Source organism: Streptomyces sp. sk2.1, assembly GCF_008120935.1.
In the GTDB taxonomy this organism is placed as follows: Bacteria; Actinomycetota; Actinomycetes; order Streptomycetales; family Streptomycetaceae; genus Streptomyces.
The window spans coordinates 1,524,857-1,538,521 of sequence record NZ_RDBO01000020.1; the positions used below are offsets into that span (position 1 = coordinate 1,524,857).

14 protein-coding genes are annotated in these 13,665 nt (G+C 72.1%); 9 read left to right on the forward strand and 5 right to left on the reverse strand.

The window, feature by feature from the left end; genetic code table 11:
- The first annotated feature begins 217 nt into the window (after positions 1–217).
- The 5 genes from EAO76_RS10300 (at position 218) to rbsD (ending at position 6,178) form a co-directional block, all read left to right on the forward strand.
- Positions 218–1,234 carry a LacI family DNA-binding transcriptional regulator gene (locus EAO76_RS10300; protein ID WP_148835479.1) on the forward strand — a complete coding sequence of 339 codons (1,017 nt, stop codon included), beginning with the start codon at positions 218–220 and terminating at the stop codon, positions 1,232–1,234.
- Positions 1,231–2,799 (forward strand): sugar ABC transporter ATP-binding protein, encoded by a 1,569-nt coding sequence (locus EAO76_RS10305; protein WP_148835481.1) that lies wholly within the window; start codon positions 1,231–1,233, stop codon positions 2,797–2,799. The genes EAO76_RS10300 and EAO76_RS10305 overlap by 4 nt, the downstream gene beginning before the upstream one ends.
- Complete coding sequence (locus EAO76_RS10310; RefSeq protein ID WP_148835483.1) at positions 2,789–4,756, forward strand: substrate-binding domain-containing protein; 1,968 nt, start codon at positions 2,789–2,791, stop codon at positions 4,754–4,756. Before EAO76_RS10305 ends, EAO76_RS10310 begins: the two co-directional genes overlap by 11 nt.
- 115 nt (positions 4,757–4,871) lie before the next feature.
- Complete coding sequence (locus EAO76_RS10315) at positions 4,872–5,792, forward strand: ribokinase (RefSeq protein ID WP_148835485.1); 921 nt, start codon at positions 4,872–4,874, stop codon at positions 5,790–5,792.
- Positions 5,789–6,178 (forward strand): D-ribose pyranase, encoded by a 390-nt coding sequence (gene rbsD / locus EAO76_RS10320; protein WP_148835486.1) that lies wholly within the window; start codon positions 5,789–5,791, stop codon positions 6,176–6,178. Before EAO76_RS10315 ends, rbsD begins: the two co-directional genes overlap by 4 nt.
- Positions 6,179–6,541: 363 nt before the next feature.
- Here the strand turns inward: rbsD and EAO76_RS10325 are convergent, their stop codons facing one another.
- Together EAO76_RS10325 and EAO76_RS10330 are read right to left on the reverse strand one after the other, a co-directional pair.
- On the reverse strand, positions 6,542–7,195 hold the full coding sequence (locus EAO76_RS10325) for a class F sortase (protein ID WP_148835487.1): 654 nt from the start codon (positions 7,193–7,195) through the stop codon (positions 6,542–6,544).
- A 136-nt stretch (positions 7,196–7,331) separates the two neighbouring features.
- On the reverse strand, positions 7,332–7,694 hold the full coding sequence (locus tag EAO76_RS10330; protein WP_187438550.1) for a hypothetical protein: 363 nt from the start codon (positions 7,692–7,694) through the stop codon (positions 7,332–7,334).
- Here EAO76_RS10330 and EAO76_RS47530 point away from each other — a divergent pair.
- From EAO76_RS47530 to EAO76_RS10350, 3 genes are read left to right on the forward strand one after another with little or no spacing between them, the layout of a single operon-like run.
- Positions 7,693–9,276: a hypothetical protein gene (locus EAO76_RS47530; RefSeq protein WP_399461803.1), complete on the forward strand. Its 1,584-nt coding sequence runs from the start codon at positions 7,693–7,695 to the stop codon at positions 9,274–9,276. The genes EAO76_RS10330 and EAO76_RS47530 overlap by 2 nt on opposite strands.
- 12 nt (positions 9,277–9,288) lie before the next feature.
- The gene (locus EAO76_RS10345; RefSeq protein ID WP_148835488.1) at positions 9,289–9,672 is read left to right on the forward strand and encodes a hypothetical protein; all 384 of its coding nucleotides are present in this window, start codon (positions 9,289–9,291) and stop codon (positions 9,670–9,672) included.
- 17 nt (positions 9,673–9,689) lie between these two features.
- Positions 9,690–9,878 carry a hypothetical protein gene (locus tag EAO76_RS10350; RefSeq protein WP_148835489.1) on the forward strand — a complete coding sequence of 63 codons (189 nt, stop codon included), beginning with the start codon at positions 9,690–9,692 and terminating at the stop codon, positions 9,876–9,878.
- Between the two features lie 297 nt (positions 9,879–10,175).
- On the opposite strand, the gene EAO76_RS10355 is transcribed toward EAO76_RS10350, so the two are convergent.
- The 3 genes from EAO76_RS10355 to EAO76_RS10365 form a co-directional block, all read right to left on the reverse strand.
- Positions 10,176–11,003: a sugar phosphate isomerase/epimerase gene (locus EAO76_RS10355; protein WP_148835490.1), complete on the reverse strand. Its 828-nt coding sequence runs from the start codon at positions 11,001–11,003 to the stop codon at positions 10,176–10,178.
- Entirely contained in the window at positions 11,000–12,142 is a 1,143-nt protein-coding gene (locus EAO76_RS10360) for a dihydrodipicolinate synthase family protein (protein WP_148835491.1), read from the reverse strand. Before EAO76_RS10360 ends, EAO76_RS10355 begins: the two co-directional genes overlap by 4 nt.
- A gap of 123 nt (positions 12,143–12,265) precedes the next feature.
- Positions 12,266–13,417 (reverse strand): Gfo/Idh/MocA family protein, encoded by a 1,152-nt coding sequence (locus EAO76_RS10365; protein WP_148835492.1) that lies wholly within the window; start codon positions 13,415–13,417, stop codon positions 12,266–12,268.
- Positions 13,418–13,557: 140 nt separating this feature from the next.
- Here EAO76_RS10365 and EAO76_RS10370 point away from each other — a divergent pair.
- Positions 13,558–13,665: LacI family DNA-binding transcriptional regulator (locus tag EAO76_RS10370; protein WP_148835684.1), on the forward strand; the 108-nt coding region annotated here is incomplete at its 3' end.

Genomic DNA, 13,665 nt, shown 5'->3' on the forward strand with positions numbered 1-13,665 from the left:
GGAGGGAGGTGCGGGGTCCGGGGTGTCGGCGGGGTCGTGAGGTGCACGGATCCGGGGTGCCCCGGCCCGCGTCGCGCTCGTCACAATCCGGCCCCGGGGAGTGGAGGGGGTCTTGATTTCGGTCGTGTAATCGTTTCCAATCATGCGTGTAATCGATTCCATGGCTCCGTTCCACTGGTTTCGAGGCTCACGGAAACCACAAGGAGGTGGTCCGGACATGACGAGCATCAAGGATGTTGCGGCTCGGGCGGGAGTCTCTGTCGCCACGGTCTCCCGCGTACTGAACAGTCATCCCTCCGTCAGCCCGGATGCGAAGACCCGGGTCCTCGCCGCCGTCGACGCCCTCGGCTACCGGCCCAACGCCGTCGCCCGCTCGCTGCGCACCGACCAGACGCGCACGCTCGGCCTGGTCATCAGCGATGTGCTCAACCCGTACTTCACCGAACTGGCCCGCTTCGTCGAGGAGGAGGCCCGGGCCCTCGGCTACAGCGTCATCATCGGCAACGCCGACGAGCAGCCGGGGCTCCAGGACCACCATGTCCGTACGCTCCTCGACCGGAGGATCGACGGACTGCTCGTCTCTCCCGCGGACGGCGACTCCGCGCTGATGGCGGACGTGGCGCGCGGCGGTACCCCGATGGTCTTCGTGGACCGGTGGATGCCCGCCGTCGACGTCCCCGTCGTACGCGCCGACGGCCGGGGCGCGATCCGGGACCTGGTGGCCCATCTGCACGCGCTGGGCCACCGCAGGCTCGCCATCATCGCGGGCCCCGCGGCCACCACCACCGGCGCCGAGCGCGTCGAGGCCTTCCGCGAGGCGCTGCACGCGTACGAACTCACCCTGCCCGACGCCTACATCGGCCAGGGCGACTTCCAGGCGGACAGCGGCCGACGCGTCACCGAGGGCTTCCTGGCGCTCCCCGAACCGCCCGAGATCGTCTTCGCCGCCGACAACCTGATGGCGCTCGGCGCACTGGACGCCATCCGGGCGGCCGGCCTGCGCGTCCCGCAGGACATCGGGCTCGCCGCGTTCGACGACATCCCGTGGTTCGTCCACACCGACCCGCCGATCACGGCGATCGCCCAGCCGACGGGCGACCTCGGCCGCGCCGCCGTCCGCGCGCTGGTCGACATCGTCGACGGCCGGTCCCCGCAGTCCGTCACCCTTCCCGCCCGTCTCGTCGTACGTCGTTCCTGCGGTGAACCCGCCCCGGACCAGAGGAGCAACCTGTGAGCAATCCGGACGAGTTGCTGCGCATCGAGGGCGTACGCAAGGCCTTCCCCGGCGTGGTCGCCCTGGACGGTGTGGACTTCGACCTGCGCGGCGGCGAGGTGCACGTCCTGCTCGGCGAGAACGGGGCGGGCAAGAGCACGCTCATCAAGATGCTCTCCGGCGCCCACCGCCCGGACGGCGGCCGGATCTTCGTCCGAGGGCGCGAGGTCAGGATCAACGGCGCGCAGGACGCCGAACGGCTCGGAATCGCCACGATCTACCAGGAGTTCAACCTGGTACCGGATCTCACGGTCGCCGAGAACATCTTCCTCGGCCGGCAGCCGCGCCGCTTCGGGCTGATCGACCGGCGCCGCATGGAGGCGGACGCCGAGGTGCTCCTGCGCCGCGTCGGCCTGCACGTGTCGCCGAGGGCCAGGATCCGCGAACTGGGCATCGCCCGGCTCCAGATGGTGGAGATCGCCAAGGCGCTCAGCCTGGACGCACGCGTCCTGATCATGGACGAGCCGACCGCGGTCCTCACCTCGGAGGAGGTCGACAAGCTCTTCCGGATCGTCCGGCAGTTGCGTGCGGACGGCGTCGGCGTCGTCTTCATCACCCACCACCTGGAGGAGATCGCGGCGCTCGGCGACCGGGTCACGGTGCTGCGCGACGGGCGGAGCATCGACCAGGTGCCCGCGTCGACGCCCGAGGCGGAGCTCGTGCAGCTGATGGTGGGACGCAGCATCGACCAGCAGTACCCCCGCGAACGCCCCGGGACCGGGGACCCGCTGCTGTCCGTGCGCGGCCTGACCCGCGACGGCGTGTTCCACGACGTCGACTTCGACGTGCGGGCCGGGGAGGTGGTCGGTCTCGCCGGTCTCGTCGGCGCCGGACGCACCGAGGTCGCCCGCGCCGTCTTCGGCGCCGACCCCTACGACCGCGGCACCGTCGAGGTGCTCGGCGAGCGGCTGGCCGGGCACGACGTCACCGCGGCGATGGACGCCGGAATCGGCCTCGTGCCCGAGGACCGCAAGGGGCAGGGCCTGGTGCTCGACGCCTCGGTGCAGGAGAACCTGGGCCTGGTCACCCTGCGCTCCGCGAGCCGCTCCGGCCTGGTGGACCTCAAGGGGCAGCGCGCGGCCGCCGCCCGGATCGCCGAACAGCTCGGCGTACGGATGGCGGGCCTCGGCCAGCACGTCCGCACGCTCTCCGGCGGCAACCAGCAGAAGGTCGTGATCGGCAAGTGGCTGCTCGCCGACACCAGGGTGCTGATCCTCGACGAACCGACCCGAGGCATCGACGTCGGTGCCAAGGTCGAGATCTACCAGCTGATCAACGAACTGACGGCATCGGGCCACGCGGTACTGATGATCTCCAGCGACCTGCCCGAAGTCCTCGGCATGAGCGACCGGGTGCTGGTCATGTCCCAGGGCCGGATCGCGGGGGAGCTCCCCGCGCACGTGGCGACCCAGGACGCGGTGATGGCCCTCGCCGTCGGCACACCCCCCACGACAACCACGACAACCACGAAGACCGCGACAGCGGAACCGGCTGCGAACGAAGAGGAGAGCCCCCGTGGCCACTGACACGCTCAAGAGCGATACGGGCGCCGGTGGCGCCGCGGGGCACACGTTCCGCCGGCTCCTGCTCGACAACGGCGCGCTGAGCGCCCTGGTCGTCCTGCTGGTGGCGATGTCGCTGCTCTCCGGCGACTTCCTGACCACCCAGAACCTGCTGAACATCGGGGTGCAGGCGGCCGTCACCGCGATCCTCGCGTTCGGCGTCACCTTCGTCATCGTCTCGGCGGGCATCGACCTGTCCGTGGGCTCGGTGGCCGCGCTCTCGGCGACGGTCCTGGCCTGGACGGCGACCTCGGCGGGGCTGCCGGTCTGGCTGGCGGTCGTCCTCGCCGTCGCCACCGGGGCGGCGTGCGGCCTCGTCAACGGGGCGCTCGTCTCGTACGGCAAGCTGCCGCCGTTCATCGCGACCCTGGCGATGCTGTCGATCGCGCGCGGCCTGTCCCTGGTCGTCTCGCAGGGCAAGCCGATCGACTTCCCCGAACCGGTCTCCGTGCTCGGCGACACGCTCGGCGGCTGGCTGCCCGTCCCGGTCCTGGTGATGGTCGTGATGGGGCTGATCGCGGCGCTGATCCTGGCCCGCACCTACATCGGCCGCTCGATGTACGCGATCGGCGGCAACGAGGAGGCGGCCCGGCTCTCCGGGCTGCGGGTCAAGCGGCAGAAGCTGGCCATCTACGCCCTGTCCGGCCTCTTCGCCGCGGTCGCGGGCATCGTCCTGGCGTCCCGGCTGACCTCGGCGCAGCCGCAGGCCGCGCAGGGGTACGAACTCGACGCGATCGCCGCCGTGGTCATCGGCGGGGCCAGCCTCGCCGGCGGTGTCGGCAAGGCGTCCGGAACGCTGATCGGCGCGCTGATCCTCGCCGTCCTGCGCAACGGGCTCAACCTCCTCTCCGTCTCCGCGTTCTGGCAGCAGGTCGTCATCGGCGTCGTCATCGCCCTCGCGGTGCTGCTGGACACGCTCCGCCGCAAGGCCGGTGCCCGGGCCGCAGCGCCGGGCGGTTCGTCCGCCGCGCCGGGCTCGTCGGGATCCGGCCGCGGGGGAGCGGTCAAGTTCGCCGTCGCCGCACTCTGCGTGGCCGTCGTCGTGGGCGGGGTGTCCTACTTCAACTCCGGCTCCTCCGGCGGCGGCACCAAGGTCGGCATGTCGCTCTCCACGCTCAACAACCCCTTCTTCGTACAGATGAAGGCGGGCGCGCAGGCAGAGGCGGAGAAGGCCGGAGTCGACCTCACCGTCACCGACGCGCAGAACGACGCCTCGCAGCAGGCCAACCAGCTCCAGAACTTCACGAGCTCGGGCATGAAGTCGATCATCGTCAACCCGGTGGACTCGGACGCCGCGGGCCCCGCCGTCCGGGGCGCCAACAAGGCGGACATCCCGGTGGTCGCCGCCGACCGGGGCGTCAACGACGCCCGGACCGCGACGCTCGTGGCCTCCGACAACGTCGCGGGCGGCAGGCTCGCCGCCAAGGCACTGGCAGAGAAGCTCGGCGGCCGGGGCAGCATCGTCATCCTCCAGGGAACGGCCGGCACCTCGGCCAGCCGGGAGCGCGGCGCGGGATTCGCCGAGGGCCTGAAGGCGTATCCGGGCATCAAGGTCGTGGCCGAGCAGCCGGCGGACTTCGACCGCACGAAGGGCCTGGACGTCATGACCAACCTGCTCCAGTCCCACCCCGGCATCACCGGTGTCTTCGCGGAGAACGACGAGATGGCGCTCGGCGCGGTCAAGGCGCTCGGCGGCAAGGCCGGGAAGTCGGTGTCCGTCGTCGGATTCGACGGAACCCCGGACGGCCTGAAGGCGGTCGCCGCCGGCACGCTGTACGCGTCGGTGGCCCAGCAGCCGAAGGAACTGGGCCGGATCGCCGTGCAGAACGCGGTGAAGGCGGCGGAGGGCGAGAGGATCGGCGACATGGTGAAGGTGCCGGTCAAGGTCGTCACCGGGAAGAACGTCGCCGACTTCTCCTGAGTACGCCCGGTTCTCCCGAGCACGCCGGTTCTCCCGGACGTGCCCGGGAGAACCGGTCGCGACCGGGCGGCAGAAGCGCGCACCGAGCAGTGTCCGACCACGGAAAGCAGGAACCATGTACGACAGCGACCACGACCGGTACGACCTGCTGGTCGTGGGCTCCGCCAACGCCGACCTGGTCGTCGGCGTCGAACGCCGCCCCGCCCCCGGCGAGACGGTGCTCGGCTCCGACCTGGCCGTCCACCCGGGCGGCAAGGGCGGGAACCAGGCGGTCGCCGCCGCCCGCCTCGGGGCCCGTACGGCCCTGCTGGCCCGGGTCGGCGACGACGCGCACGGCCGCCTGCTGCTGGAGTCCCAGAGGGCGGCGGGCGTCGACATCGACGGCGTGCTCGTCGGCGGGGCCCCCACCGGCGTCGCGCTGATCACCGTGGACCCCTCGGGCGACAACAGCATCGTGGTGTCCCCGGGGGCCAACGCCCGCCTCACCCCCGAGGACGTCCGGGCGGCCGGTTCCCTGCTCGCCGCCGCCCGGGTCGTCTCCGTACAGCTGGAGATCCCGCTGGAGACGGTCGCCGAGGTGGCGGCCGCGCTGCCGCCCGGCACCCGGCTGGTGCTGAACCCGTCCCCGCCCGCCCCCCTGCCCGACCGGGTGCTGGCCGCCTGCGACCCGCTGGTGGTCAACGAGCACGAGGCGCGCTACATGCTGGGCGGGGCCGCGGGCAGCACACCGGGGGAGTGGGCACGGGCGCTGCTCGGACTCGGCCCGAAGTCGGTCGTGATCACACTGGGCGCGGCGGGAGCACTCGTCGCGGACGGCCGCACGGGCGATGCCGTGCCCGTGCCGAGCCTCGCGGTCGAGGCCGTGGACACGACCGGGGCGGGCGACGCGTTCACCGCGGCCCTGGCCTGGCGGCTGGGCCTGGGCGAGGAACTCGCCGAGGCCGCCGCGTTCGCCGTGCGGGTGGGCGCGGCGGCCGTCACCCGGCGGGGCGCGCAGGCGTCCTTCCCGACCGCGGCGGAAGTCCCGGCCCCGTGAAGCGGGCCGGAATCCTCAACCGGCACCTCGCCGGGGCCCTGGCCGAACTGGGCCACGGTGACGGAGTGCTGATCTGCGACGTGGGCATGCCCATCCCGGCCGGTCCCCGCGTCGTCGACCTGGCCTTCCGGGCCGGCGTCCCGTCGTTCGCCGAGGTGCTCGACGGTCTGCTGGCCGAACTCGTGGTGGAGGGCGCGACCGCGGCGGACGAGGTGCGGGAGGCCAACCCGGAGACCGCGAGCCTGCTGGCCGACCGCCTCCCGGACCTCGTCCACGTACCCCACGACGGGCTCAAGGCACTCTCGGCGGGGGCCCGGCTGGTGGTGCGGACGGGGGAGGCGCGGCCGTACGCGAACGTGCTGCTGCGGTGCGGGGTCTTCTTCTGACACGAGGCCCCGGCGGCGTGGGCGGCCCCGGTGCCGAAACGGCCCGGCCGGCCCGCCCGCGGTGTCCGTCCTCGTGGGCAGGGGCGATCCTCCGGCCGGCCGCGAGGCGCGCAGGCACCGGACCCGGCGACACAGCGCCGCCTTCTCCGGGGCCGGCACGCGGAACACGCCGTACCGCGGTCGCTGCCCGGACGAACAGCACCGTGAAGGCACGGTGGGTTTTCTGCGGACGTCCCCCGGTGGCGGGAGTGAGGTGTCGGCTGAGTGCCCCGGCGCTTCACCGGCCCTCCATGGTTCATTTCGCTCCTGGAGCCCTGGAGCCCTGGAGCCCTGGATCCCTGGACCAGGACAGTGCGGGTTTCCTCAGCTCCGGTTCGCGTACACGATCAGGTTGTCCACCGGGTGCCCCTGGTCGTCGAAGGAGCCGTCGCAGGTGATGAGGCGCAGGGTGCGAGTCTTGGTGGGGCCGTAGACCTTCTCGGTCGGGAAAGCCTTCTTGCTGACGGTCTCGGTGCCGGTGACCCTGAAGCGGAGTTCGGCGCCCCGGTCGTTGTGGATCGCGATGTCGGCGCCCTTGCCGATCTTCTTCAGGTCGTGGAAGACGGCCTTCCCGAACCGGGTGTCGTTGTGCCCGATCACGACGGCGGCACCGGGTTCGCCGGGAACGGCGCCGCCCGTGTACCAGCCGGCGGTCATGCCCTTCTCGGCGGGCGGGACCTCGACGGTGCCGTCCGGGTTGAGACCGAGGCGCATCAGCTCGCTGTCGATCCCGAGCGAGGGGATGTCGATGCGGACAGGGACGGCCGCCGCGGACCGGGAACCTCCGGACTTTCCGGCCCCCACAGTGTTTTTCGACCCGGCCTTCTCCGACTTCGACCCGGGCCGTTCCGGGGCGTCGGAGCGGGTGCTCGCGCCGCTGCCGTCTGCGGTGCCCGAGGAGCAGCCGGTGAGGACGAGGGCGAGACAGACGAGCGCGGGAAACGCGGCGCGGCGGAGCGGAAGCGGCGTACGGGGCATGGGGGCTCCAGGTCTGGACGGGGATCGGCAGTGGCGCCGCCCGGCAACGGACGGCGCCACGGAGCAAGGACGACGGCGGTGGGCGCCCCGGCCGTCTCGGCGACCGGTCGGCCTCCCGGGCCGTGGGGGCGGTGGGTCAGCCGTCGTGCCGCGCGGCCGAGCGGCGGCGCAGCACGACGGTGCCCGCTCCGGCGAGCAGGAGCGCGGCGGCGGCCGAACCGGCGATCGCGGTGGTGTTGTCGCCCGGGGTTCCGGCGATGCGTTCGCCCGCGTCGACGCCTCCGCGCGGAGCGGGGGCCGTCCTCCCCGAACCGTCCTCGGCCACGGCGGGGGCAGGGGCGGGGCTGTCACCGGCGGCCACGCCACCGCGGGGCAGCACGGACGGCTGGGCGTCCGCGGCGGGGGCGCTGGAGGGCTCGCCGGAGCGGGCCGCGGACGCCCAGCCGTCCGTGCTGCCCGGCCTGGGCACCCTGGTCGGCTTCGGCGGCTGGGAAGCCATGGGACAGGCCTGGAAGGGCCTGGCCCAGCTCGCCACCGGCCTCGTCATCTCCGCCGTCCCCGGAGCAGGCGCCCTGTTCTGGACCCTGCCCGACGACAAACTCCCCTCCTGGCTCCGCGACTCACGCACCGCGATGAAGGAGACCGGCAAGGCCCTGGTCGCCTGGGACGAATGGGGCAAGAACCCCGGCCGCGCCGCCGGAGCGGTCACCTTCAACGTCCTGACCACCGTCTTCACCGGCGGCGCCGGCGGCGCGGCAGCCGGAGCCGGCAAGGCCGGAGCCGTCGCCAAGYTCCTCTCCGTCGCCGGCAAGACCGGCAAGTTCATCGACCCCATGACCTACATCGCCAAGGGCGCCGGAAGCGGCCTGTCCAAGATCGGCGACATCACCAAGGGCCTCAAGGGCATCGAGAACATCGAAATCCCCAAACTCCCGGACAATGCGGTGACGCTGCCGGACGGTTCGACGATGCTGCCCGACGGCACCTTCCACCTGCCCGACGGTGCCAAGGTCCCCGACGGCGGGATCGAACTGCCCAACGGAACCGTCAAGTTCCCCGACYACGCCCCCGTCCTGCCCGAGGGCACCACCAAGCTCCCCACCGCCGCCGACGACCCCATCCAGTACGTCGACCGCGACGGCAACCTCCTCGGCAAGAACGGCGACGTCGTCCAGCACGCCAAGGACGCCCCCAGCCCGGACAACCTGCGCACGGACCTCCCCGTCAGGGAACCGGCCCTGGTCGGCGCCCACACCGCGGACAACGTCGGCCACGTGGGCGATGACGCTTTCGGCGGGACCAACCGCCCTGCCGACCAGCCGGCCGGCAACGGGTCGGGGCACGGTGGGGACACACCGCAGGAACCGACGCCCCCGCACGGCGACGGCCCCTCGGAACCGGAACGGCTCCCGGACGACGGACCGGGCGAACCGCACACACCCGATTCGGACGGCCACCAGCCTTCGCCCGACGGACCGGACAACCACCCCACGTCCGGCATCGATGACGGCCCCCATGTCCCTGGGCGCGACGACGCCGATATGGGCACCCGGCGTGACTACGAGGCGCGGTCCGCCCCGGAATCCACCATTCCGGCACCGCCCAAGCAACCCGGCGATCTGATTCTGGACACCGGTGATCCCGTCTACTTCCAGGACGGGAGGACGGCCATCGGCTACGACAAGAACACGCTGGTGAACTACGACCTGGTCGAGCCGCTCCCGGGACACCACGACGTGGTCGTGCACGGAAACGATCAGGGCTTCTTCGAGCCCGGCCGGGTGAACGAATCCGGGGTGCCCTTCTCCGCCGGTGACACCCACCCGACGCACATAGCGGATGCCATCCGGGCCAACCCGAGTTACAACGGGGGTCCTGTGCGGCTGGTGTCGTGTCACACGGGAACGACGGCGAAAGGCGTATTGGACGTCCCTGCCGCACAGGCCATCGCCAACGAACTCGGAGTCCCGGTGAAGGCCCCCACGAACAAGGTCGGCGTGAGCGGCAGGCTCGGCCCCGGCCAGACCCCGACGATCTTCGGTGGGGGATACTGGCGAACGTTCCTCCCCCTGGCCCGCTAGCAGAGGACCCCCATGCAGATCGCCGACTTCTTCCAGGAACTCTGGCCTCCCTCGTTCGGAACCCCGAGGGGAAGCGTGCGGGATTTCCTCGCGCCGAACCCGTACGAGGATGCCAAGCGGATCACGGAGTATCTGATCGGCGGGCACGAGGTCTTCAGCATTCTGGGGTCCTCCACGGACGTGCTCGGCTCCGGCAGGACCACGCTCGGTGGCGACTCGATCTTTTCCGACGGGGAGTGGATCTGGCGAGGAGACCTCTGGTTCTACGTCTGGACGCACCACGTGGAGCTTCCCGAGGAGTTCCTCGCCCGCATCCGGCAGCACGACTATCTGGTGCCCGCCGAGGACGAACCCCGGATGACCGAGATCGCCAAGTACGTCGCCGCCAACCTCTGACCGACCGTTCGGGGCCCGTGCCGCGACGGCGTCGGCTCACGTCGGAGCAGCGGGACGAGGCGTTCACGGCGGAGCTGCGCTGGGAGCCGACGGATCTGCTCCGGCTCGCCGACGAGAAGCGGACCGACACCGCCCACGCGCAGATCGGTGACATCGAGGCGGCGGAGCTCGTCCGGGCGGCTTTCCGGAGTGTCTCGGACTCCTGACGCGCGTCGTGGCGTGGTCCGGGGGCTCCCTCCGTGGGAGCGGAGCCCCCGGAAACGCGAAACGGGGCCCGGCCGAATCGGCCGGACCCCCCTCGCTTTCCCCCTCCGTCAGGGCTTCCCGATCCCCCCAGATCCCTCCCCGGAAGCACCCGACGCCAGATACGACTCGGCGGGGTGCCGAACGGTTGCACGCCTTGACGATCTCTTTACCTTGGGGGCAAAGAAGCTTGTCAGCAGGCGCGTTCGCCGGGAGCTCCCGGCCGCGCGCAGCACGCCGACGCCGGGCGGAGGGGCTTGTCAGCAGGCGTGTTCGGCGTATCGGGCGGCCACCTCGGCGAGGACCTCGGCGCCGTCGCGGGCCCAGAGGCCCTCGTTGAAGATCTCCACCTCGATCGGGCCGTCGAAGCCGGTGGCCCCGACCAGCGAGCGGAAGGCCCGGAAGTCCACCGCGCCGTCACCGAGTTGGCCCCGGCCCAGCAGGACACCGGCCGGGAGCGGGGTGATCCAGTCGGCCAGCTGGAAGGAGTGGATGCGCCCGCCCGCGCCCGCGCGGGCGATCTGCGCGGGCGCCTGGTCGTCCCACCAGATGTGGTACGTGTCGACGACCACGCCGACCCGGTCCGCGGGGAAGCGCTCCGCGATGTCCAGTGCCTGGGACAGGGTGGAGACCACGCAGCGGTCCGAGGCGAACATCGGGTGCAGCGGTTCGATCGCGAGGCGCACGCCGCGTTCGGCCGCGTACGGGACCAGTTCCCCCAGGGCGTCCGCGACGCGTTCGCGGGCGCCGTGCAGGTCCTTGCTGCCCGCCGGGAGTCCGCCGGAGACCAGGACCAGGGTGTCCGTGGACAGGGCCGCCGCCTCGTCGATCGCGGCGCGGTTGTCGTCCAGGGCGCGGGCCCGTTCCGCCGGGTCGAGCGCGGTGAAGAAGCCGCCCCGGCAGAGGCTGGTGACGGCGATCCCGTGGTCGGCGAGGAGGGCGGCGGCGCGCTCGACGCCGTACTCCTGGACGGGGCCGCGCCACAGGCCGACCTTGTCGATGCCCGCCCCGGCGCAGCCCCCGGCCAGTTCGGGCAGGGACCACTGCTTGATGGTCTCCTGGTTGATGGAGAGACGGCCGTCGCTCATCGGGTGCCTCCGTTGACCGTGAGAAGTGCGCGCATGCGGGACTCGGCCAGTTCCGGGTCGGGGAACAGGCCCAGCCGGTCCGCGAGTTCGTACGCCTTCGCCAGGTGCGGCAGCGAGCGGGCGGACTGCAGGCCGCCGACCATGGTGAAGTGGTCCTGGTGGCCGGCCAGCCAGGCGAGGAACACCACGCCCGTCTTGTAGAAGCGGGTGGGTGCCCGGAAGAGGTGGCGGGACAGCTCGACCGTGGGGTCGAGGAGGTTCCGGAACCCCTGGACGTCGCCGGTGTCCAGTACCCGTACCGCGTGGGCGGCCAGCGGGCCCAGCGGGTCGAAGATGCCGAGCAGGGCGTGGCTGAATCCCTGGTCGTCGCCCGCGATCAGTTCGGGGTAGTTGAAGTCGTCGCCGGTGTAGCAGCGCACCCCGCCCGGGAGGCGGCGGCGGACGTCGATCTCGCGCTCCGCGTCGAGCAGGGAGATCTTGATGCCGTCGACCTTGTCCGGGTGTTCCGCGATGACCTTCAGGAACGTGTCGGTGGCGGCGTCGAGGTCCGAGGAGCCCCAGTAGCCGTCCAGCGCGGGGTCGAACATCGGGCCCAGCCAGTGCAGGACGACCGGTTCGGACGCCTGGCGCAGCAGGTGCGCGTACGTCTCCAGGTAGTCCTCGGGTCCCTTCGCCGCCGCGGCGAGCGCGCGGGAGGCCATCAGGATGGCCTGGGCGCCGCTCTCCTCGACGAGGGCGAGCTGCTCCTCGTAGGCGGAGCGCACCTCGGCGAGGCCGGCGGGGCCGGTGAGCTGGTCGGTGCCGACGCCGCAGGCGATGCGGCCGCCGACCGCCTTCGCCTCGGCGGCGGAGCGGCGGATCAGTTCGGCCGCGCCGGCCCAGTCCAGGCCCATGCCGCGCTGGGCGGTGTCCATCGCCTCGGCGACGCCCAGGCCGTGCGACCAGAGGTGGCGGCGGAAGGCGAGGGTGGCGTCCCAGTCGACGGCCGCCGGGGAGTCGGGGCTGATGTCGGCGTACGGGTCGGCGACGACGTGGGCCGCCGAGAAGACCGTGCGGGAGGCGATCGGGCTGGTGCCGGGGGCGAGGTCGAGCGGTGCGGTGCGGGGCTCGTACGGGCCCTGCGGGAGGTGGATGGTCATACGCGGATCAGCTCCGGTGCGCGGTGCGGGGGGCGGGTCGTCGCGAGGAAGGTCCCGGGTTCCGGGACGGGCGGGCGGCCGTCCCGGAGGCGGATCCGGGACGGCCGTGCGGGAGGGCGGACGTCACAGGGACAGCTCGGGGACGTCGAGGCGGCGGCCCTCCGCGTGGGACTTCAGGCCCAGCTCGGCGAGCTGCACGCCGCGGGCGCCGGCCATCAGGTCCCAGCCGTACGGCTCGTCGAGCACGACGTGGCGCAGGAAGAGCTCCCACTGGGCCTTGAAGCCGTTGTCGAAGACGGCGTTGTCGGGGACTTCCTGCCACTGGTCGCGGAAGGACTCGGTGACCGGGAGGTCGGGGTTCCAGACCGGCTTGGGGGTGGCCGAGCGGTGCTGGACGCGGCAGTTGCGCAGGCCGGCGACGGCGGAGCCGTGCGTGCCGTCCACCTGGAACTCGACGAGCTCGTCGCGGTTGACGCGGACCGCCCAGGAGGAGTTGATCTGCGCGACCGCGCCGCTCTCCAGCTGGAAGACGCCGTACGCGGCGTCGTCCGCGGTGGCGGCGTACGGCTTGCCCTGTTCGTCCCAGCGCTGCGGGATGTGCGTCTGGACGTGCGCCTGGACGGTGGTGACCCGGCCGAACAGCTCGTGGAGCACGTACTCCCAGTGCGGGAACATGTCGACGACGATGCCGCCGCCGTCCTCCGCGCGGTAGTTCCAGGACGGGCGCTGGGCCTCCTGCCAGTCGCCCTCGAAGACCCAGTAGCCGAACTCGCCGCGCACGGAGAGGATCTCGCCGAAGAAGCCGCCGTCGATGAGGCGCTTCAGCTTCAGCAGGCCCGGCAGGAAGATCTTGTCCTGGACGACGCCGTGCTTGATGCCGGCGTCGCGGGCGACGCGGGCCAGCTCCAGGGCGCCCTCGACGTCCGTGGCGGTGGGCTTCTCGGTGTAGATGTGCTTGCCGGCCGCGATCGCCTTCTTGATCGCCTCGACGCGGGCCGAGGTGACCTGGGCGTCGAAGTAGATGTCGATGCTGTCGTCGGCGAGCACCGCGTCGAGGTCGGTGGACCACTCGGTCAGGCCGTGCCTGGCGGCCAGCTCCTCCAGCGCGTGGGCGCGGCGGCCGACCAGCACGGGCTCGGGCCACAGCACGTCCCCGTCGCCGAGGTCGAGGCCGCCCTGCTCGCGGATCGCGAGGATCGAGCGCACCAGGTGCTGCCGGTACCCCATGCGACCCGTGACGCCGTTCATGGCGATGCGCACTGTCCTGCGTGTCACGAAACTTCCTCCAAGCAACCGTAGCAAGCGCTTTCTATCGGTGATGACGCTAGCCTGCCGACAGCAATCCGGACAAGAGGGGGCTCCCCCGCGTCTCCTCCCGCCCCCCGTCCCCCCTCGTCACTCCTCGGAGGAAAGCGATGACAGTCACCCTGGCGGATGTGGCGGCTCGCGCCCGGGTGTCCCCGGCGACCGTCTCCCGCGTGCTGAACGGCAACTACCCCGTGGCAGTGCGCATCGCCATGAAC